This window comes from Streptacidiphilus pinicola, from assembly GCF_003258295.1.
GTDB lineage: Bacteria > Actinomycetota > Actinomycetes > Streptomycetales > Streptomycetaceae > Streptacidiphilus > Streptacidiphilus pinicola.
In genome coordinates this window covers 26,507-44,687 of record NZ_QKYN01000128.1, presented here as the reverse complement: position 1 = coordinate 44,687, position 18,181 = coordinate 26,507, and the positions used below count along the sequence as shown (strand labels likewise).

Genomic DNA, 18,181 nt, shown 5'->3' with positions numbered 1-18,181 from the left:
GACGCCGCCGCGCGCGGCGCGCGGCGGCGGGGGCAGGGGCGCGCCGTCCACGGGGGCCGGGCGCGCGCTGCCGGGGGTCCAGGCCTCCCCGTCCCAGTAGCGGACGAATCCGGGGATCGAGGGGTCGGGGTAGTAGCCGGGCGCGGGGCGCTCCGCGGGGGGCTGAACCGTCATAGAGTGCTTTCCCGCTTCATCCGCTTCGGGGGTGCCTGCCGGCGGCGCGTCCGCCGAGGGCGGCCAGCGGCACGCCCGGTCCGAACACGACGCGTCCTCGCCGTGTCACAAAGCGTAGTACCGCGCTCACGGAACTCACGTGAAAAACCTCGCGAAACCGGTGTAAGAGCGGGAAGCGATCGCTGTCTCTCCGTGTAGACCCCGCCCGCAGGGGCGTGCGCACGAACGAGAGATCGAGAGAGGGAGCCCCCCATGGCCGCCGCCGACCGCAACGAGCGTCACGACGACTACACCGCCGACCTCCGCGCCGAGCAGGCCGCGCACGCCGAGCGCGCGGAGCTGGACGGGCACGCCTGCGTGCAGCAGGAACTGACGGTGCACCTGGTGCTGTCCCCGGAGCGGAGCCTGCCGGTGCCGGCCCTGCTGGCGTACTGCTCGGAGGACCCGTACGCCGTCCACGTCACCTTCCACCTGGGGCAGGACTCCCCGGTGGCCTGGGTGTTCGCCCGCGAGCTGCTGGTCGAGGGGGTGTTCCGCGCCTGCGGCACCGGCGACGTGCGGATCTGGCCGACCCGCGCGGACGGGCGCAGCCTGATCTGCATGGCACTCAGCTCGCCCGCCGGCGAGGCCCTGCTGGAGGCGCCGGCCTCGACGGTCGCGACGTGGCTGGAGCAGACGCTGCGCGTGGTGCCGACGGGCACCGAGAGCGCCGCGATGGATCTGGACACGGAGCTGGAGGCCCTGCTGGGCAGCGCCTGAGGAGGAGGCTCAGCGCCGCGCCGTGGCGCGGGGCCGGTCGCCGGCAGCCGAGGCTCCGCGCCCCGCGGTCGCGCCCGTCGTCCCCTCGGGTGCGGCCCGGAGCCGGCGCAGCACCCGGACCGCGACCAGCGTCAGGAAGGCCAGCCCGAACAGCGGATACAGCGAGGCGAAGGGCTCGAACCAGTACGACAGCTTCACCACGCCCGACCAGGCCCGGTGCGGGACGAACCACATCGCGAAGGAGCAGAAGCACAGCGCCGTCGCACCGAGCACGACGCGCCAGCGGTGGCCGGCCCAGCCGGCCCGGCCGCGCCGTCGCTCGTCGCGTGCCTCGGCGCCGAACAGCACCAGGACGGGCAGGCACCAGACCCAGTGGTGGGTCCAGCTGATCGGGGAGATCAGCAGCATCGTGACGGCCACCGTCAGGCCCGCCCACGCGCGGGCCCGCGGCATGAGCGCGCGGTGGCCGAGCCGGTCGATCAGCACGGCCAGCGCGAGCCCGGCGACCGCGACGAACCCGACCAGCGCCATCGTCGAGAGGCCGGTGTGGGTGCTGTGCAGCAGCCGGTCCGTCATCCCGCGCAGGGACTGGTTGTCGACGATGTACTCCTTGCCCACGCGCGTGGTGTCGTACAGGTCCTTGGTCCAGAAGTCCCAGCTCGCGCCGGGCAGCACCAGCAGACCGATCAGCACGGTGGCCGCGCAGGACGCCGCGGCGGTCGCGGCGGCGCGGAAGCGGCGGGTGAGCAGCAGGTAGAGCACGAAGAAGCCGGGCGTGACCTTCAGTCCGGCCGCGAGGCCGATGCCGACGCCCTTGAGTCGGCTGCTCTCCGGCAGGCCGAGGTCCCACAGCACCAGGCCGAGGATCAGCAGGTTGATCTGCCCGTAGCGCAGCGTGGTCCACACCGGCTCCAGGAAGACGCCGAGACCGGTCATCAGGATCACGGCCGCGGGCCGCAGCGGGCGGCTCGGCCAGCCGACGAGCCGACAGGCGAGCGCGGCGACGACGGCCAGCTCGACGAGGTTGATCAGCGTGACGACGATCCGCAGCGCGCCGAAGGAGAGCAGCGCGGCGGGCGCGAAGAGCATCGCCGAGAAGGGCGGGTAGGTCGCCGGCAGCGCGTAGGCGCCGACGCGGAGCTCGTAGAGGTCACGGCCGTGCGCGACCGCGGCGCCCTCGGCCTGGTAGACCATCGCGTCGACCATGGAGACGTGCGAGAGGTGGCGCAGGACTGCGTAGACGAGCAGCCCCGCCAGCGCGATGACGGCCGCACGCCTGGTGGTGCGGCGCGGCGCCGCGCGCACGACGTCGATGACCCTGTTGACGGTGGTCACGCAAAACTCCCTTTTACCTACCTTGCGTGACACTAACCCAAGCACACGTCCTTCACAGGACGAGGCCGGAACGTCCCGAGTTCCCTCGGTCCGCTCCGGCCTCGCGCGCGCCGGCCGAGCCTGCTGTGGCTCAGCCCTGGTAGGCGCCGAACGCGCGGCTGAAGTCCAGCGGCTGCTGGGCGATGCTGCTGCAGGTGGCGTCGGCGTAGGACTTGGCGCCGCCGGAGCACTGCTGGTCACGGGTCGCGGACCACATGGACAGCCAACCCAGGTGCTTGCCGGTCGCGAACTGCGCCAGCTGGCTCGCGTCGGCGACGGTGAAGACCTCGGTGTTGGTGTCGTTGACGCCGATCATCGGGGTCACCGCGACGTGGTTCCACGCGGTGGCGTCGTCCCAGCCGAAGATGGACTTCACCTGGGCCTGGGTCGCGGTCGCGGCGTCGATCGCGTACTGGCCCATCTTGCCGCTGGGGCTCGGCGCCGCGCCGTCGCCGTAGTCCATCGCCATCACGTTGACGGCGGAGACGTTCACGCCCGCGCTCTTGGCGTTCTGCAGCAGGTCCGTGCCGGACTGCACCAGGCCGGAAGGCAGCACCGGCAGGGTGAAGGAGACGGAGAGCGACTTGCCGTTGGCCTTGGCCGTCTGCTGCAGCTGGGCGATCGCCTGGTCGCGGCGGGCTATGCCGGCGGTGTCGGAGGCGGCCGCGCCCTCGACGTCGAAGTCGATCTTCGTCAGCCCGTAGGCGTCGATCACCTTCTGGTAAGCCGCGGCGAGCGAGCTGACGCTGGTGCAGGACTCGGCGAGCTCGGTGCCGTTGGCGCCGCCGAAGGAGACCCGGACGTCCCCGCCCATCGCGCGCAGCGCGCCGATCTGGCCCGGCACGCCGTCGTTGGTCAGCGCCGAGACGCCGCCCCACTCGGGGTTGCAGCTGCCACTGTCGGTGATGAAGGCCAGGTTGAAGTTCTTCACGCCGGTGGCCTTGGCCGTGGCGACCATGTCATAGGCCGGGTACAGGGAGGTGTCCACGTAGGGCGAGAAGCCGGCTCCGGAGGCCGAGCCCGTGCTGGACGAGGACGGCGTCGGGGTAGGGGTCGGCGTCGTGGTCTTCGTCGCGCTGGGCGTGGGGGTCGGGGCGACCGAGTGCGACGGCGTCGGGGTGGCGGTGGTCGGCTGGCCCGACGGCGTCGGCGCGGAGCCGGTGGAGCAGTCGGCGCCGTTGATGGTGCAGTTGGTGGGCGCGCCGGAGCCGCTGACCACGAAGCCGACGACCGCGTGCTGGTTGGCCGCGAGGCTGCTGTCCCAGGACGCCGGGGTGACCGTGACGTGCTGGCCGCTGGCGGTGAAGGTCGCGTTCCACAGCGAGCTGATGTGGGCGCCGGCCGGCAGGTCGAAGGCGAGCTTCCAGTCGCTGATGGCGCTGGAGGTCGGGTTGCTGACGTCGTACTGACCGCTGTAGCCGCTCCCCCAGTCGCTGGTGGTCGAGTACACGGCGCCCACGCCGGCCGCGTTCGCGCTCACCGCGAGGGCGGTCACTCCGCCGGCGAGCAGAACGGTGGCGACGGCGGAAGCACCGAGGACCGCGCGACGGCGCGGGGCTCGGCGGGAACGGTGGTTCGACATGCGGGGGCACCTCCACGACGGGGACATCTCTCGATGGATCGCGGCCCGGTGCCTCAGCGGAAGCCCTCGGGTTGACACCCGGTCACCACCGGCCCCGCGATCCGTCGCCGAGGACGCTAGCCCCTTCCCGGGGAGGGAAGAGCCCTGCTCAGACGGAGGTAGAACCCCCTTATGGCCCACTTAAGGAAGACGCCCCTCCGGACCCCGCCGGGAAGTCGCACGCCCCCAGGGCGCGAGGAACTGCGGGAGCATCAGTGACCGTCGCACCCAGGCGGCGGAGCCGCACATCGGCAGAGCCCCGCGCCCCTCAGGTCACTGCCTGGCTCGGCGCCGTTGGCGAGGCACGGAGTCCCGCTTGTGCAACAAGCGGACGCGGACTTCCGTGCCGCCCAGCACGGATCTGCCGACGGCGACGTCGCCGCCTGTGCCTTCGGCGACCCTGCGGACGATGTCGAGGCCGAGGCCGGTCGAGCCGTCGCGTTCGGCGCCGACGCCGCGGCGGAGGGCCAGCTCGGGATCGGCGATGCCGGAGCCCGCGTCGGAGACCATGACGATGACGCCGTCGGGCGTGCCGTGGACGTCGATGGCGAAGGCCGTGCCCTCAGCCGTGTGCCGGAACACATTGCCGAGCATCGCGTCCAGCGCCGCGGCCAGCTCGGGGGCGGCGACGGGGACGGTGACCGGGCGCTCCGCGCCCGCGAGCTGCCAGGGGCGGGACTCGTCCTCCGCCAGCGCCGACCAGAACTCGGCGCGGTCGCGGATCACCTCCGCCGCGTCGCAGGAGACGGGGGCGGCGTCGGCGGGGGCCGACGCGGCCCCGCGGCCGCGCACCGCGCGGATGATCTGGTCGACCTCGCGTTCCAGCTGGGCGACCGCGTGCCGGGTCTGCTCGGCGGCGTCGCCGTGGCCGAGGGACGCGGCGTTGAGGCGCAGCACGGTCAGCGGCGTGCGCAGCCGGTGGGAGAGGTCCGCCGCGAGCTCGCGCTCCGCGGCCAGCAGCCGCACCACGCGGTCGGCCATCGCGTTGAACGCCTCCGCGGCGTCCCGCAGCTCGCGCGGGCTGTCGTCGACCTGCGGGACCCGGACGGCGAGGTCACCCTCGCCGAGCGCGCGGGACGCGCTCGCGAGGCGGCGGGCCGCGCCGACGATCCGGGTGCCGAGGCGGTCGGCGACGGCGATGGAGATGAGGACCAGGACCAGCGCGACGCCGCTCAGGACCAGCCAGGCCGAGGCGACCCCGCGGGTCAGCTCCGCGTCGGGGATGAAGACCTCGATGACGGCCACCCGGCCGTCGTTGACGGCGACCGGCTCCAGGTAGGCGTAGCCGCCGCCGACGCCGGTGGTGCCGCTGCGGCCGTTGGTCGCGGCGGCGGCGAGTGCGGAGGCGCCGACGCGTTCGCGCCCGAGGGTGTCGAAGCCGCCGCCCGCGCGCGGCAGGTGGATGGCGATCAGACCGGCGGCGCCGTCCTGCGTGCTGGCGAGGGCGCGTTGCAGCGCCTGCTGGTCGGTGGTGATGGCCAGGGCGGGGCCCAGCGTCGCGGCCTGCCGCTCGGCGGCGGTGAAGGCGCGCTCGCGGGCGGTCTCCTTGACCATGAGGCCGAGCGGGATCAGAAAGGCCAGCGCCACCATCGTGGTGACGGCGACGCAGACCTTGAACAGGGCGCCTCTCACGAGCCGGCCCCGCCCGGTTCCGCCGCCGGGATGTCCAGCCGGACGCCGACGCCGCGCACGGTGTGCAGGTAGCGCGGCTGCGAGGCGGTCTCGCCGAGCTTGCGGCGCAGCCAGGACAGGTGCACGTCGATGGTCTGATCGGTGCCGTAGGGCTGGCGCCAGACCTCGGCGAGCAGCTCGCGGCGGGAGACGACGACGCCGGGGCGGGCGGCGAGGTAGGCGAGCAGGTCGAACTCGCGCCGGGTCAGGTCGAGCTCGCGGCCGTCCAAAGTGGCCTCGCGGCGCTGCAGGTCGATCCGCAGGCCGCCGGTCTGCAGCAGCTGGCCGGCCGGGCCGGCGGAGCCGGCCCGGCGCAGCACCGCGGCCATACGGGCGGTCAGGTGCTCCACCGAGAAGGGCTTGACCAGGTAGTCGTCGGCGCCGTCGTTGAGCAGGCGGATGATCTCCGCCTCCTCGTCGCGGGCGGTGGAGATGATCACGGGGGTGTCGGTGAGCCCGCGGATCATCTTCAGTGCCTCGCCGCCGTCGAGGTCCGGCAGGCCGAGGTCGAGGATCACCAGGTCACAGCCGACCTGCGCGACCTCGCGCAGCGCCTCCAGCGCCGTACCCACGCTGCGGACGGCGTGGCCGGCGTCGCTCAGGTGACGAATCAGGGCGGACCGAACAAAGGGATCGTCCTCGACCACGAGCACTGTTGCCATGGCCGTGACGGTAGCCCATCCGGGCCAGTGGTCTGTACCTCCCGGGCGTGCATACTGGCCCGGTGCGAAGAGTGCTGGTTCAGACGGCGGCCTGGGCCGCGGCCACCGGGGCGGCGGTCGGGGTGTCCTGGTACGGCGTGCACCGGGTGCTGTCCGTCGACGGCTACCAGCAGCCCAGCACCCTCGCCCTGAACGTCGCGGGGTCCGTCTCCACCACCCCCGCCCCGCTGCCGTCGACGGCCGGCTCCGCGTCGCAGGCGCCGCTGCCGCCCGCCACCGCGACACACCGGCCCTCCCCCAGCCACAGCCCCAGCGCCTCGGCCTCGCCGGGCCCGACCGGCGACGTGCACAGTTACACGCCGACCGGCGGCCGGATCGTCGTCTCGATGGGCCAGAGCTCCGCGGACCTGGTCTCCGCCACGCCCGACAGCGGCTGGTCCATGCACGTCTACACCGGCGACCAGTGGCTCCGGGTCGACTTCACCCAGGGCACCACGGACTCGATCTTCTACGTCACCTGGAACGGCCACGCGCCGATGGTGCAGACCTGGCTGACCCAGTAGCGCGCCGACGCGGTGACGCTCAGAACAGCTTGCCGGGGTTCATGATCCCGAGCGGGTCGAAGACCGCCTTGACGTGGCGCTGCAGCTCCAGCCCGACCGGGCCCAGCTCCCGGGCCAGCCACTCCTTCTTCAGCAGCCCCACCCCGTGCTCGCCGGTGATGGTGCCGCCCAGCTCCAGGCCGAGCGACATGATCGCGTCGAAGGAGGCGCGGGCGCGGGCCGACTCGTCCTGGTCGTGGCCGTCGAAGACGACGACCGGGTGGGTGTTGCCGTCCCCGGCGTGGGCGCAGACTCCGATGGTGAGGTCGAAGTCCTCGGCGATCCGGGCCACCCCGGCCAGCATCTCGCCGAGCCGGGAGCGGGGCACCGCCACGTCGTCGATCATCGTGGTGCCGAGCCGGTCCAGCGCGGGCAGGGCCAGCCGCCGGGCCTCCAGCAGCAGCTCCGACTCGCCGCTGTCGGCGGCCGGCACCACCTCCGTCGCGCCCGCCTCCCGGCACAGCTGGCCGACGGCCTCCAGGTCCGAGGTCGGGTCCAGGCTGTCGAAGCCGACCAGCAGCAGCGCGGCCGTCGAGTCCGGCAGCCCCATCTGCGCCATGGCGTTGACGGCGCGCACCGTCGTGGTGTCCATCAGCTCCATCAGGGACGGGACGTGCCCGGCGGCCATGATCGCGCAGACCGCCGCCCCGGCCGTGTCGGTGGAGGGGAACTCCGCCGCCAGCACCAGTTGTGGCGGCGGCGCGGGCCGCAGCGCCAGCACCGCGCCCACGACGACGCCGAGGGTGCCCTCCGCGCCGACGAAGAGCCGGGTCAGGTCGTAGCCGGCGACGCCCTTGGCGGTGCGGCGGCCGGTCCGCAGCAGCCGCCCGTCGGCGAGCACCACGTCCAGGCCGAGCACGTACTCGGCGGTGACGCCGTACTTGACGCAGCACAGCCCGCCCGCGCCGGTGCCGATGTTGCCGCCGACCGTGCAGGACTCCCAACTGGACGGGTCCGGCGGGTAGCTGAGCCCGTGTCGGCCCGCGGCACGGGACAGCTCCGCGTTGACCACGCCCGGCTCGACCACGGCGATCCGGTTGACCGGATCCAGGTCGAGGATCCGGTCCATCCTGGTCAGCGACAGCGCGATCGCACCCGCGACCGCGTTGGCCGCGCCGGACAGGCCGGTCCGCGCGCCCTGCGGGACGACGGGCACCCGCAGCCGCGTCGCGATCCGCAGGACGTACTGGACCTCCTCCACCGTCCGCGGGAAGACCACGACGGCGGGCGGTTCGGAGTCGCAGAACCCGGCCATGTCCTGCTGGTAGGCCGCGGTGACGTCCGGATCGGCCACGACGGACCCCTCCGGCAGGCCCTCGCGCAACAGGTCGACCAGATCGCTCATCCGCACGGCCCCCTCATCTGGTGCCTCACATCTTCGTCGGTTTCCCGGTGGAATACAGCCAGGTCGCGAAGAGCGGGTCCAGGTTCTTCCCGGACACGCGCGCGGCCAGCGCCTCGAACTCGGCGGTGGTGCCGTGGCCGTACTTGTGGGTCGCGGCCCACTGCTTGAGGATGCCGAAGAACGCCTGGTCGCCGACGGCCTCGCGCAGCTCCTGCAGGGTCATCGCGCCGCGCGCGTAGCTGGGCACGCCGAAGAGGTGCGCCAGGTCGGCCGGATGGCCCGGCGGGTAGGACCAGAGCTCGTCCGTGGCCGGCTTGGCGTACAGCTGCGCCAGCCGGTCGTGCGGGGCGGCGCCGCCGTGCGCGGCGTCCCACATCCACTCGGCGTAGGTGGCGAAGCCCTCGTTGAGCCAGATGTCCTGCCAGCGGGTGACCGTCACCGAGTCCCCGAACCACTGGTGCGCCGTCTCGTGCACCAGGGTGTCCATGTCCGGCGCCTCGTCGTACACCGGACGGGTCTGCGTCTCCAGGGCGTAGCCGATGTCCTTGTCGTGCATCACGATCGCCCCGGCGGCGTCGAACGGGTAGGGACCGAAGAGGCTCTGCTCCCACTTGATCACGGCCGGCAGCTGGTCCAGCACGTCGTCCGCGTCGGCCTTCTCGGCCGGGTCCACGGCGGTGTAGACGGGCAGCCTGCCGCTCCAGTACTGCCGTACGTCGAAGCGCCCGACACTGGCCGTGGCCAGGTACGCCGCCATCGGCGCGGTCTCGTGCCAGCTGAAGGTGGAGCGCCCGGCGGCGGTGTGCTGGGTGCGCAGCACGCCGTTCGACACGGCGGTGTACCCCTGCGGCACGGTCACGGTGATGTCGTAGGTCGACTTGTCGACGGGGTGGCCGTTGCAGGGGAACCAGGTCATCGCGCCCTGGGGTTCCCCGGCGACGAAGGCGCCCTGACTCCCCGGCAGCGCCGTCCACCCGTCGGAGGAACCGTCCGCGTCGGTGAGGGGATGCGGCGTGCCGCCGTAGTCGACGGCGACCTCGAAGTCGGTGCCGCTGGACACCGGGTGGCCGAGGCCGACCTCCAGCTTCTGCCCGCTGCGGTCGTAGCTGACGGGCATGCCGTCGACGGTGACCTGGTGCACGTCGAGCCCGGAGAGGTCGAGGTCGAACCCGGACAGGTCCTGCGTCGCGGTCGCGGACAGCACAGCGGTGCCGTCCAGCCGCCGGGCCTTGGGTTGGTATTTGAGCGTCAGCGCGTAGTGGCGCACATGCAGCCCTCCGTCCCCGGAGAGCGGCAACAGCGGGTCCCCGACCCCGGCGGTGCCCTTCGTCCCGACAGGCACCGCCGGGGCCGCGGCCCCGAGCGACCCGCCCACCGCGAGCAGGGTCGCGGCGGCGGTGGCGGCAAGAAACAGACGGTTCGTCACCTGACCAACCGTAAGTTGGACGAACCGTCACCGCCTCGGCAAAGTAGCCCAAAAGGTGACGGTTGTCACAAGCTGTCGCCCTACAGGTTGCCGCGACGCTCCTGCTCGCGCTCGATCGCCTCGAACAGGGCCTTGAAGTTGCCCTTGCCGAAGCCCATGGAGCCGTGACGCTCGATCATCTCGAAGAAGACGGTCGGCTTGTCCTGCACCGGCTTGGTGAAGATCTGCAGCAGGTAGCCGTCCTCGTCGCGGTCGGCCAGGATCTTCAGCTCGCGCAGCTCCTCCAGCGGGACGCGGGTCTCGCCGACCCACTCGCCCAGCGTGTCGTAGTACGAGTCGGGGGTGTCCAGGAACTCGACGCCCGCCGCGCGCATCGCGCGGACGGTGGCGACGATGTCGTTGGTCGCGAGCGCGATGTGCTGGACGCCGGGGCCGCCGTAGAACTCGAGGTACTCGTCGATCTGCGACTTCTTCTTCGCGATCGCCGGCTCGTTCAGCGGGAACTTGACCTTGCGGGTGCCGTCCGCGACGACCTTCGACATCAGCGCCGAGTACTCGGTGGCGATGTCGTCGCCGACGAACTCCTTCATGTTGGTGAAGCCCATGACCTTGTTGTAGAAGGTCACCCACTCGTCCATCTTGCCGAGCTCGACGTTGCCCACGCAGTGGTCCACCGCCTGGAACATCCGGGCGCCGGGCTCCACGATCGGGTTCCTGGCGACGAAGCCGGGCAGGTACGGGCCGTCGTAGCCGCTGCGGTCGACCAGGGTGTGCCGGGTCTCGCCGTAGGTGGCGATGGACGCCAGCACGACGGTGCCGTGCTCGTCCTTCAGCTCGTACGGCTCCTCGAGGCCGGTCGCGCCGTGGGCGACGGCGTACTCGTAGGCGTGGCGGACGTCCGGGACCTCGATGGCGAGGTCGATCACGCCGTCGCCGTGGGCCGCGACGTGGCGGTCGAGGAACGCGCCGCGCTCGGTCGAGGCCTTGATCACCGAGGTGAAGACGAAGCGTGCGCCGCCCGACGTCAGCACGTAGCTGGCGGTCTCGCGCTCGCCCGTCTCGGGGCCGGCGTAGGCGACCAGGCGCATACCGAAGGCCGTGGAGTAAAAGTGGGCGGCCTGCTTCGCGTTGCCGACAGCGAAGACGATGGCGTCCATGCCCTTGACCGGGAAGACGTCGGTCCGACTGCTCATGGTGGAACACCTCCGAGGGTGAGGCCCCGACGAGGCCCGCTGCGCGTACCGTCTCCCCGATCCATGAGCTGCGCAACCATGACCCCAGGCGCTGCGCAAGCTGTACACCTCACCCCCTCCGGGTGGGCTTCAGCTAGGCAGACTGCTCAGCAGGTGGGGTCAACACGAAGGGACGGACGCGCCGCCGTTCTGCAGCGCCTCCAGCGACTTCACCGCCTGGTCGAGCGTGGTGACCGGGACGAGCCGCAGGCCCTTCGGGGTGTTCACCTTCGCGTCCGAACACTCGCCCTGCGGGACCAGGAAGACGGTCGCGCCGTCCCTGGCCGCGGCCTTGGTCTTCAGGGCCACGCCGCCGACCGCGCCGACGTCGCCGCTGTCGTCGATCTCGCCGGTACCGGCCACGACGCTGCCGCCGGTGAGGTCGCCGGCCGCTCCCTGCTTGCCGGAGCCGTTGCCGTTCAGCTCGTCGATGATGCCGAGCGTGAACATCAGTCCGGCGCTGGGACCGCCCACGTCGGCCAGCTTGAGGTCGACCTTGACCTTGGCCGGGGACAGACCCAGGAAGCTGAGCGCGGCCGTGGTCGCGGACTCCTGCGACTGCTGCATGGCCTGCTGGTTCACCTGGTTCGCCTGGCTCACGGACTGCCCGGAGGGATAGACGGAGCCGCGCGGCACGACGGCCTTGTTCGGGTCGCCCCAGGCGCCGACGACCTCCGACAGCGGCGGGCTGTAGTTCGGCAGGGTGGCCGCGATGGTGGTCATCCGCAGCTGACCGTCGGTCTGCCGGGTCGGATGGCCGGTGATCGTGATCACCTGACTGCCCTGGTAACTGCCGAGCGTGTTCACCGAGATCCCGGGCTGGAGCACGGTGAACGGCAGCGGCACGGCCGCGGCCACCGCGATCGGGGCGACGACCAGCGCCGCGCACAGGATCAGCCGGTTACGGCGCGGGGCGAGCCAGGACGGAGAGGAGGGCACGCCCGAATTCTAGGCAGAGGGCCTGTGCATCCGGGCAAAGGCGCAGCTCCGGAGCACCCTCGCGGGGCTACCGCAGTGCCTCGGAGACCTCCGTCGCGGCTTCCACGACGCGCGGGCCCACCCGCTCGGGCGTGGCGCCCAGCATCAGCACGCCGACGCTGCCCTCGATGCCGATCAGGCCGCGCAGCGGGGCCGCCACGCTGTTGGCGCCGGAGCCCTGCTCCGCGGCGCCGCCGACCCACTCGGGCTCGGGGCGCGGCTGCCCGTACGGGGTGGCCCGGGCGGCCAGGATCGCCTGCCCGGCGGCGTTCTCGGCCAGCGAGTGCCGCACGCCGGTGCGGTAGGCGACGTGGAAGTCGGTCCAGGTGGGTTCGACGACCGCGACGACCAGCGCCTCGCTGCCGTCCACCAGGGTGAGGTGCGCGGTGGCGCCGAGGTCCTCGGCCAGACCGCGCAGGGCCGGCAGCGCCGCCTCGCGCAGCAGCGGGTGCACCCGGTGCGAGAGCCGCAGCACACCGAGCCCGACCCGGGCCCGTCCGCCGACGTCGCGCCGGACCAGCCCGTGCTGCTCCAGCGTCGCCAGCAGGCGGTAGACGACGGTCCGGTTCACTTCCAGCCGGGCGGCGAGCTCGGTGACGGTCAGCCCGCGCTCGGCGTCCGCGAGCAGCTTCAGCACGCGCACGCCGCGGTCGAGCGTCTGCGAGGTCTCAGCGGTCACGCGCGTCTCCTTCCACGAAGCATCCGTGCGGGTTCCGTGAGGCGTCGTTGCGGCGCGGTCCAGCTCGGTCGAGTGCGAGGAACGTAATGAGCCTGCACCGCTCTGCGGAAGTCCTCGTCCAGATTTCGGTCACCATTCGTTATGCAGCGGCGCCGCGGAAAAGGACGAATCAGGAAATACTCAGCCCAGTCGCAGCAGACCCTCGCGCACCGCCATGGCGACGGCGGCGCCGCGGGTGTCGACGCCGAGCTTGCTGTAGATGCTGGCGAGGTGCCCCTTGGCCGTGGCCTCGCTGATGTAGAGGCGGGCCGCGATCTGCCGGTTCGGCAGGCCCTCGCCGAGGAGTTGGAGCACCTCCACCTCGCGGGCCGAGAGCGTCGGCGCGTTGCCGCGGACCCGGCGCACCGCGGCCGCGCCGAGGACGGTCTCGCCGCGGGCGGCGGCGCGGATGCCGGCCAGCAGGGCCTCCGGGTCGGTCTCCTTGCCGAGGAAGCCGACGGCCCCCACGTCGATCGCCGCGAAGATGTCGGGGTCGCTGCTGTACGCGCTGAGCACCAGCACGGCGGGCGGGGTGGTCGTCCACGACCAGGACCCGGGATCTGCCGGCGGGCGCTGGTCCACGCACTGCCACTTCCGCATCAACTCCTCAGCCCTGTTTGGTCGGCACAGTCTGGAGGGCAGCCTTCCGGCACCGCAGACCCATGGTTGGTTTCGGCCACTTACCAGTTGCGGCAGAGGCTTGTCCACGTTCATTCGGTTGGTTTTTCTGCACCCTTTCAGCCCGGTTTGATCCATGCGAAGGGGGGATGAACCTTCGTGACCGATCAGTGATCATCAGATCGGGCCGGGCGACTCAAAGGTCACCGGGGGTACCTTCGAAAGGTTCGGGCAAGCACGATGAACAGCACGCTACGCGGCCAGATCACCATGGAATTGGCCACCGAGGCCGGGCTGAGCTACCAGATCCAGGTACGGCTGGCGTTCCATCAAGCCACCCCGTGGGTGATCGAGCTGACGTTTCTCCTGCCCGGCGACGAACCGGTCCGCTGGACCGTCTCCCGGGAACTGCTTCTCGACGGACTGAGCACGGTCGCCGGAGAGGGCGACATCCACGTCCGGCCGCTGGAATGGCACGACGGTGAACTCGTCGCCATCTCGCTGCGTTCACCCGAGGGCGAGGCGGAGTTGATCGCGCCGCTGACCGCGCTGCACGCCTATCTGCTGCGGACCGACATGATGACGCCTTTCGGCGAGGAATTCAGCGACGAATGGCTCGACCGCGGCATCACCCGGCTGCTGGACGACGCGGAACAACACCAGTGAGCCGACCGCTGAGTCAGGCCGTCAGCCGGGCCGGCCCCGCCAGCGGCAGGACGACGGAGACGATCGTGCCGCGGCCCACCCGGGAGGAGAGCTCGAACGCGCCGCCCACGCGCTCGACCCGCTCCCGCATCGCGTCGAGGCCGACGCCGCGCGCCGACGCCGGCCGGTCCGCCCCCGCGACCACCCCGGGCGGCAGCCCGACCCCGTTGTCGCGCACCTCGCCGTTCAAGCGCTCCGCGCCGTAGTCCAGGCCTCGCGCTCCTCCAGCCTCCGCACCTCGCCGATCCGGCGCAGCTCCGCGACCAGCGCCTGATCCCGCCGGCGCAGCACCCGGATCTGCCCCAGGCAGCGGGCCAGCCACAGCGCGAGACCCGCCGCGACCAGCAGGCCCAACGTCGCCACCGGGTGCGGCGGCTGGCGCACGACCGTCCGCATGAACAGAGCGGCCGTGGTCAGCCCGCCCACGAACAGCCACGGCGGCGTCGGCAGCACCAGCAGGTAGACGAAGTAGAGCGGCACCACCAGGATCTCGAACTCCACCGCAGCGCGGCCATCGAGAGCCAGAGCGCGGTCAGCGCGGTCAGCCACAGCGCCGCCGCGGGCACGATCCGTCCGGCCGGCGTCCAACCGCGCACGTCGGCGCCGGAGCGACGGACCACCTCGGGCGCGAGCAGGTACACCCCGGCGAACGCGGCGCTGAGCGCGAGCGCCGGGCCGCGCGCACGGCCCGGGTCGAAGAAGTGCTGATGCAGCAAGACCATGACCAACAGCCCGAGCATGGCGGCGTGCAGGGGCGTTCTCAGTTCCCGGAGCGTTCGCGCGACCTGTCTCTGGAACCCCCCAGGTCAGTCCATCTTCGTGGCCCACTCGCGGATCTTGCCGATCCGGGCCTGCAGCTGATGCGCCGTCGCCTGAGCCGTCAGCGGCCCGCCGCACAGGCGGCGCAGCTCGTTGTGGATGGTGCCGTGCGGCTGACCGGTGCGGTGGTGCCAGGCGCCGACCAGGCCGTTCAGCTCCTTGCGCAGCTCCAGCAGCTGCTGGTGGGTGACGACCGGCCGCTTCTCGGCCTCCATCTCCAGCAGGTCCGCCTGCTCGGCAGGCTTGTCCTTGCTCCGCTGGATCTGCCGGGTCTGCCGGCGCTGCAGCAGCAGCCGCACCTGGTCCGGCTCCAGCAGCCCGGGAATGCCGAGGTAGTCGGACTCCTCCTCGGAGCCGGCGTGCGCCTGCATGCCGAACTCGGCGCCCTCGTAGAGCACCCGGTCGAAGACCGCGTCGGACTCCAGCGCCTCCCACGGCAGGTCGTCGAGCCCCCCGTCGCCCTCGTCCTGGGCCCGCTCGGCCTCCGCCAGCAGGGCGTCCTCCTCGCCGAAGAGGTCGTCCTCCTGACCCTTCTTCTGCTTGTCGAGGATGTGGTCGCGCTGCACCTCCATCTCGTTCGCGAAGGAGAGCAGCGTCGGCACCGTCGGCAGGAAGACCGACGCGGTCTCGCCGCGCCGCCTGGCGCGCACGAAGCGGCCGACGGCCTGGGCGAAGAAGAGCGGCGTGGAGATCGAGGTCGCGTAGACGCCGACGGCGAGCCGCGGCACGTCGACGCCCTCGGACACCATGCGGACCGCGACCATCCAGCGGTCGGTGGACTCGGAGAAGTCGGTGATCCGCTGTGAGGCCTCCGCCTCGTCGGACAGCACCAGGGTCGCGCCGTGGCCGGTGATCTCCCGCAGCATCTTCGCGTAGGCGCGGGCCGACTCCTGGTCCGAGGCGATGACGAGCGCCCCCGCGTCCGGGATCGACTTGCGCACCTCGGTCAGCCGCTGGTCCGCGGCGCGCAGCACGTTCGGCATCCAGTCGCCGTGCGGCGACAGCGCGGTGCGCCACGCCTGGGCGGTCGCGTCCTTGGTCATCGGCTCGCCGAGCCGCGCCGCGACCTCGTCCCCCGCCTTGGTGCGCCAGCGCATGTTGCCGCTGTAGGAGAGGAAGATCACCGGGCGCACGACGTGGTCGGCGAGCGCGTTGCCGTAACCGTAGGTGTAGTCGGCGATGCTGCGGCGGATGCCGTCGCCCCCGGCCGCGTAGCTGACGAACGGGATCGGGTTGGTGTCCGAACGGAACGGCGTACCCGTCAGCGCGAGGCGCCGGGTGGCGGGCTCGAAGGCCTCCAGGCAGGCCTCACCCCACGACTTGGAGTCACCCGCGTGGTGGATCTCGTCAAGGATGATCAGCGTCTTGCGGTTCTCCACCCGGTTGCGGTGCAGCATCGGGTTCACCCCGACGCCCGCGTAAGTGATGACGACGCCGTGGTAGTCCCGGGAGAGCGGCCCGCTGCTGTACGCCGGATCCAGCCGGATCCCTATCCGCGCGGCGGCCTCGGCCCACTGCTTCTTCAGGTGCTCGGTCGGCGCCACGACGGTGACCTGCTGCACGACGTGGTTGTGCAGCAGGTACGACGCCAGCGTCAGCGCGAAGGTGGTCTTGCCTGCGCCCGGCGTCGCGACCGCGAGGAAGTCGCGCGGCTGCGCCTCGACGTACTTCTCCATCGCGGCCTGCTGCCAGGCGCGCAGCTTTCCGGCCGTGCCCCAGGGGGCACGGCCGGGGAAGGCGGGCGACAGGTGATGCGGTGCGTGGGAGGAGCTGACGGTACTCACGGTCTCCGGGCGGGGTCGACGTCACGGGCGGCGCGGCCGAGCCCAGGGGCTCGAGTCCGACAACCCGGCAAGCTTACCGGCGCCACCGCCGGGGGTCCGGGAGCCTTGACTGTTCGCGCGTTCGGGTCGTTGCAACCCCCAGGGGCGCGCGGAACCCACCCCGGTCGCGCCTACGCGGCGGAGCCGCGAATCGGCAGGGCCTCGCGCCCCTGGGGGGTCACTCGTCTGCACACCAGCGTTCCACCCAGCATCACCAAGGCCATCGACCCGAAGACCGCGACGAAGCCCGCGGTCGTGCCCGTGCCGAGGGAGGTGAAGAGGAGGCCCCCCAGCGCCGTGCACACGATGTTGCCGAGGGCGTCGTTCACCTGCAGGCTCGCGGAGTTGACCCCTGCCTCCTCCGGCTCCGAGAGATTGAACAGCAGGACGCTGATGCTGGCGATCGCCAGCCCCATGCCGCAGCCGCCCAGGGTCCACGCCGAGGCGACCAGCAACGCCGGGGCGGACGGCGTGGCCGCGACGCCGACCAGGGCGATGGCGACGGTCGCCGCCGCGAGGCCGAGCTGGACGAGGCGGAGCCGGTGGCGCTCGGCGAACGGGCGCCCCTGCAACCAGCTGCCGACGGCCCAGAAGACACCGCCGCCCGCGAGCGAGAGGCCGGCCATCGTCGGGGAGTAGCCGTGCTGCGTGACCAACATCAGCGGGATGAACGCCTCGGCGGAGATGAATCCGCCGGCCGCGATGCCGCGCAGCAGGATCACGGTTGGCAGGCCGCGCTCCGCGCGGAAGGTGCCGCGCGGCAGCAGCCGCAGGGCGGCCGGCACCAGCAGCGCGGCTCCCGCCGCGGCCGGCACCAGGGACCACAGGTCGAGCCGCTGGGTGGCGTACTGCAGCAGGCCCGCGCCCGCCGCGAGGCCGAGGGCGAGCCGGAGCCGGCGCCGGTCCAGCGGCTGACCGGCCGCCTCTCCCGCGTTCAGGCCCCGCAGCTGCGGCAGCATCAGCGCCAGCGGCGCGATGATCAGCACCGGGATGGAGAGGAAGACCCAGCGCCAGCCCACGTGCTGGGTGACCGTCCCGGAGACCAGCGGGCCGACGACCGAGGGCAGCACCCAGGAGGCGGCGAAGGCCGCGAACACCTTGGGCCGCAGCCGCTCCGGATAGCGCAGGCCGACCACGACGTAGAGCGCGACGATGACCAGCCCGCCGCCCAGCCCCTGGGTGACCCGGCCGGCGACGAAGGTCCACATCGTGGTGGCCGTCCCGGCCAGCACCAGCCCGGCGCCGAAGACCGCGATGCCCGCGCCCAGCGGCACCAGCGGCCCGCGCTTGTCGCACCACTCCCCCGACACCACCATCGCCAGCAGGCTGGAGGTGAAGAACCCGGTGAACGCGAACGCGTAGAGCGAGACCCCGTGCAGGGCCCGCGCGGCGACGGGCATGGCGGTGTTGACCGCGGTCGCCTCGAAGGCGATCAGCAGCACGCACGCCACGATGCCGACGGTGAGCATGCGGTAGGGGCGGGTCAGGATGCCGGCGGTCTCGTCTGTGTCGCTGAGTCCGCTCGCGCGGGCGAGGGTGGTCACCGACCCCATGGTAAGGGGTCGATCGCAAGTTCGCCCCTGTCAGTCGGGGCCGGTTCGTGGCCCCGCGTTTCGCTTCCGTTGCACCCGATGAACACTCCCCCGCCTTCGTT

The 18,181-nt window shown here is 72.2% G+C and carries 19 protein-coding genes; 3 read left to right on the top strand and 16 right to left on the bottom strand.

All coding sequences use genetic code 11. The features are described from left to right. The coding region (locus tag DN069_RS29965; RefSeq protein WP_133260081.1) for a DUF2510 domain-containing protein at nt 1–174 on the bottom strand (174 nt) is incomplete at its 3' end. 252 nt (nt 175–426) lie between these two features. Between DN069_RS29965 and DN069_RS29960 the strand changes: the two genes are divergently transcribed. Continuing rightward, a complete protein-coding gene (locus DN069_RS29960; protein WP_111506270.1) occupies nt 427–933 on the top strand; it encodes an SsgA family sporulation/cell division regulator in 507 nt (168 codons plus the stop codon). A gap of 9 nt (nt 934–942) precedes the next feature. On the opposite strand, the gene DN069_RS29955 is transcribed toward DN069_RS29960, so the two are convergent. From DN069_RS29955 to DN069_RS29940, 4 genes are all read right to left on the bottom strand, one after another. After that, entirely contained in the window at nt 943–2,268 is a 1,326-nt protein-coding gene (locus tag DN069_RS29955; RefSeq protein WP_111506268.1) for a glycosyltransferase 87 family protein, read from the bottom strand. A 130-nt stretch (nt 2,269–2,398) separates the two neighbouring features. Then, nucleotides 2,399–3,889, bottom strand: a complete 1,491-nt coding sequence (locus DN069_RS29950; protein ID WP_111506266.1) for a cellulose binding domain-containing protein — start codon at nt 3,887–3,889, stop codon at nt 2,399–2,401. Between the two features lie 312 nt (nt 3,890–4,201). Then, the gene (locus tag DN069_RS29945) at nt 4,202–5,560 is read right to left on the bottom strand and encodes a sensor histidine kinase (protein WP_111506264.1); all 1,359 of its coding nucleotides are present in this window, start codon (nt 5,558–5,560) and stop codon (nt 4,202–4,204) included. Continuing rightward, complete coding sequence (locus DN069_RS29940; RefSeq protein ID WP_111506262.1) at nt 5,557–6,261, bottom strand: response regulator transcription factor; 705 nt, start codon at nt 6,259–6,261, stop codon at nt 5,557–5,559. Before DN069_RS29940 ends, DN069_RS29945 begins: the two co-directional genes overlap by 4 nt. Before the next feature lie 62 nt (nt 6,262–6,323). Here DN069_RS29940 and DN069_RS29935 point away from each other — a divergent pair, with 62 nt between their 5' ends. Further along, nucleotides 6,324–6,824 carry a hypothetical protein gene (locus tag DN069_RS29935; protein WP_111506260.1) on the top strand — a complete coding sequence of 167 codons (501 nt, stop codon included), beginning with the start codon at nt 6,324–6,326 and terminating at the stop codon, nt 6,822–6,824. A 19-nt stretch (nt 6,825–6,843) separates the two neighbouring features. Here the strand turns inward: DN069_RS29935 and DN069_RS29930 are convergent, their stop codons facing one another. From DN069_RS29930 to DN069_RS29905, 6 genes are all read right to left on the bottom strand, one after another. Next, the gene (locus tag DN069_RS29930) at nt 6,844–8,208 is read right to left on the bottom strand and encodes an FAD-binding oxidoreductase (RefSeq protein ID WP_111506258.1); all 1,365 of its coding nucleotides are present in this window, start codon (nt 8,206–8,208) and stop codon (nt 6,844–6,846) included. 25 nt (nt 8,209–8,233) lie between these two features. Continuing rightward, nucleotides 8,234–9,634 (bottom strand): M1 family metallopeptidase, encoded by a 1,401-nt coding sequence (locus DN069_RS29925; protein ID WP_111506256.1) that lies wholly within the window; start codon nt 9,632–9,634, stop codon nt 8,234–8,236. An 80-nt stretch (nt 9,635–9,714) separates the two neighbouring features. After that, the gene (hppD, locus tag DN069_RS29920; protein WP_111506254.1) at nt 9,715–10,827 is read right to left on the bottom strand and encodes a 4-hydroxyphenylpyruvate dioxygenase; all 1,113 of its coding nucleotides are present in this window, start codon (nt 10,825–10,827) and stop codon (nt 9,715–9,717) included. A 159-nt stretch (nt 10,828–10,986) separates the two neighbouring features. Further along, nucleotides 10,987–11,805 (bottom strand): S16 family serine protease, encoded by an 819-nt coding sequence (locus DN069_RS29915; protein ID WP_165845701.1) that lies wholly within the window; start codon nt 11,803–11,805, stop codon nt 10,987–10,989. A gap of 67 nt (nt 11,806–11,872) precedes the next feature. Beyond that, nucleotides 11,873–12,523: an IclR family transcriptional regulator gene (locus DN069_RS29910; RefSeq protein WP_111506252.1), complete on the bottom strand. Its 651-nt coding sequence runs from the start codon at nt 12,521–12,523 to the stop codon at nt 11,873–11,875. A gap of 180 nt (nt 12,524–12,703) precedes the next feature. After that, nucleotides 12,704–13,162 (bottom strand): response regulator transcription factor, encoded by a 459-nt coding sequence (locus tag DN069_RS29905; RefSeq protein ID WP_243639914.1) that lies wholly within the window; start codon nt 13,160–13,162, stop codon nt 12,704–12,706. Between the two features lie 258 nt (nt 13,163–13,420). On the opposite strand from DN069_RS29905, the gene DN069_RS29900 reads away from it, so the two are divergent. After that, nucleotides 13,421–13,846: an SsgA family sporulation/cell division regulator gene (locus tag DN069_RS29900; RefSeq protein WP_111506248.1), complete on the top strand. Its 426-nt coding sequence runs from the start codon at nt 13,421–13,423 to the stop codon at nt 13,844–13,846. A gap of 13 nt (nt 13,847–13,859) precedes the next feature. On the opposite strand, the gene DN069_RS41970 is transcribed toward DN069_RS29900, so the two are convergent. The 5 genes from DN069_RS41970 to DN069_RS29880 form a co-directional block, all read right to left on the bottom strand. Continuing rightward, a complete protein-coding gene (locus DN069_RS41970) occupies nt 13,860–14,075 on the bottom strand; it encodes an ATP-binding protein (RefSeq protein ID WP_243639912.1) in 216 nt (71 codons plus the stop codon). Continuing rightward, nucleotides 14,072–14,386, bottom strand: a complete 315-nt coding sequence (locus DN069_RS41965; RefSeq protein WP_243639911.1) for a hypothetical protein — start codon at nt 14,384–14,386, stop codon at nt 14,072–14,074. The genes DN069_RS41970 and DN069_RS41965 overlap by 4 nt, the downstream gene beginning before the upstream one ends. Then, a complete protein-coding gene (locus DN069_RS29890; protein ID WP_133260080.1) occupies nt 14,299–14,607 on the bottom strand; it encodes a hypothetical protein in 309 nt (102 codons plus the stop codon). The genes DN069_RS41965 and DN069_RS29890 overlap by 88 nt, the downstream gene beginning before the upstream one ends. Before the next feature lie 84 nt (nt 14,608–14,691). After that, nucleotides 14,692–16,488, bottom strand: coding sequence for a DEAD/DEAH box helicase (locus DN069_RS29885; protein WP_111506242.1), 1,797 nt, complete (start codon nt 16,486–16,488; stop codon nt 14,692–14,694). Between the two features lie 170 nt (nt 16,489–16,658). Beyond that, the gene (locus DN069_RS29880) at nt 16,659–18,080 is read right to left on the bottom strand and encodes an MFS transporter (protein ID WP_111506240.1); all 1,422 of its coding nucleotides are present in this window, start codon (nt 18,078–18,080) and stop codon (nt 16,659–16,661) included. Nucleotides 18,081–18,181 lie beyond the last annotated feature (101 nt).

Bases quoted from the DNA above. Each gene is read 5' to 3' on its own strand.
- DN069_RS29960 (WP_111506270.1), top strand. From the start codon at position 427: ATGGCCGCCGCCGACCGCAACGAGCGTCACGACGACTACACCGCCGAC.
- DN069_RS29880 (WP_111506240.1), bottom strand. From the start codon at position 18,080: ATGGGGTCGGTGACCACCCTCGCCCGCGCGAGCGGACTCAGCGACACA.
- DN069_RS29890 (WP_133260080.1), bottom strand. From the start codon at position 14,607: ATGGTCTTGCTGCATCAGCACTTCTTCGACCCGGGCCGTGCGCGCGGC.
- DN069_RS29905 (WP_243639914.1), bottom strand. From the start codon at position 13,162: ATGCGGAAGTGGCAGTGCGTGGACCAGCGCCCGCCGGCAGATCCCGGG.
- DN069_RS29950 (WP_111506266.1), bottom strand. From the start codon at position 3,889: ATGTCGAACCACCGTTCCCGCCGAGCCCCGCGCCGTCGCGCGGTCCTC.
- DN069_RS29930 (WP_111506258.1), bottom strand. From the start codon at position 8,208: ATGAGCGATCTGGTCGACCTGTTGCGCGAGGGCCTGCCGGAGGGGTCC.
- DN069_RS29900 (WP_111506248.1), top strand. From the start codon at position 13,421: ATGAACAGCACGCTACGCGGCCAGATCACCATGGAATTGGCCACCGAG.
- hppD (WP_111506254.1), bottom strand. From the start codon at position 10,827: ATGAGCAGTCGGACCGACGTCTTCCCGGTCAAGGGCATGGACGCCATC.
- DN069_RS29940 (WP_111506262.1), bottom strand. From the start codon at position 6,261: ATGGCAACAGTGCTCGTGGTCGAGGACGATCCCTTTGTTCGGTCCGCC.